The sequence below is a fragment of the Nocardiopsis sp. TNDT3 genome, assembly GCF_003427465.1.
Taxonomy (GTDB): domain Bacteria; phylum Actinomycetota; class Actinomycetes; order Streptosporangiales; family Streptosporangiaceae; genus Nocardiopsis; species Nocardiopsis dassonvillei.
In genome coordinates this window covers 1-1275 of record NZ_QPFC01000768.1, presented here as the reverse complement: position 1 = coordinate 1275, position 1275 = coordinate 1, and the positions used below count along the sequence as shown (strand labels likewise).

General features: G+C 72.9%; 1 protein-coding gene. It reads left to right on the top strand.

What is annotated here, in order from left to right; all coding sequences use genetic code 11:
• Positions 1 to 1275, top strand: a 1275-nt coding sequence (locus DQW06_RS18970; protein WP_232833075.1) for a sensor histidine kinase KdpD, incomplete at both ends; no start/stop codon positions are given.

The following is a 1275-nucleotide window of genomic DNA, read 5'->3' as shown; positions in this document are numbered from 1 at the left end:
CACCACCCCTACCCGCCGCACCCGCAGGCCGCCCCGGCGCCCTACCCCGCCGCGCCGCCGCAGCACGGCGGTTACGCGCCCCAGCCGCAGGGCCAGCACCCCTACCCGGCGCAGCCCGCGCACTACCCGGCGCAGTACCCGCCCCAGCCGCTGGTCACCTACCAGAGCGCCTACCCGGCGCCCTTCCAGCCCCCCGGCTACGTCATGCACGGCCAGCCGATGTTCTACCCGGGCCAGTACAACCCCTACGGCCAGCCGGTCCAGCACATCATCGTGCTCACCGCCGGACAGCAGCCGCAGGTGATCAGCGCCGAGTCGGCCAGCACGCTCTTCGCCGAGCACGCCGAGACCCGGACCGACTCCGCCGAGCGCGAGGACCGGGCCCTGACCCGCGCGGGCTCCGGCACGGACGCGGGCAAGGAGCAGCCCGAGCGGGAAGAGGAGCGGGAGGCCCCGGCCGAGGCCGCCGCGGAGCCCGCCGAAGCGGCTCCCGAGGCCCCCGCCGAGACGCTGACCGAGCGCAGGGCGGCCCTCATGGACGCGATCGCCCCCGCCGCCGCGGCCACCCCCGCGCCCTCCGAGGGCGGCGACAGCCTCCTCAACGAGGCCCTCGCGGGTCTGGCCATGCGCGACCTGTCGCTCGTGGACGCCCTGCTGGAGATGGTCGAGGAGCTGGAGACCGACGCCCAGGACCCCGACCTGCTCGACAAGCTCTTCCAGATCGACAACTTCGCGACCCGTATGCGGCGCAACGGGGAAAACTTCCTGGTGCTCACCGGACATGACGGCGGCGAGTCCGACGCCCACGACGAGATCGTCCCCCTGCTCGACGTGGCCCGCGCCGCCACCTCCGAGATCAAGGACTACCCCCGCGTCCGGATGGGCAAGATCCCGCAGACCTCCATCACCGGTATGGCGGCCGACGACATCAGCCACCTGCTCGCCGAACTGCTGGACAACGCCACCGCCAACTCGCCCGAGCACTCCCAGGTCGTCATCAGCGCCCAGCAGATGACCGACGGGCGCCTCATGATCGTCGTCGAGGACGAGGGCGTGGGCATCCCCGAGGGGCAGCTCGCCGAACTCAACGACCGCCTCGCCGGCGAACCCGTCCTGGACGCCGACGTGCCCCGCCACATGGGCCTGTACGTCGCCAGCCGGATCGCCAAGAAGCACGGGCTGGAAGCCAGGCTCGAACCCCGATCCTTCCGCGGGGTGAGCGCCTACGCGATCATCCCCAAGGAGCTGCTGCGCGTGGCCACGCCGCGAACCCCC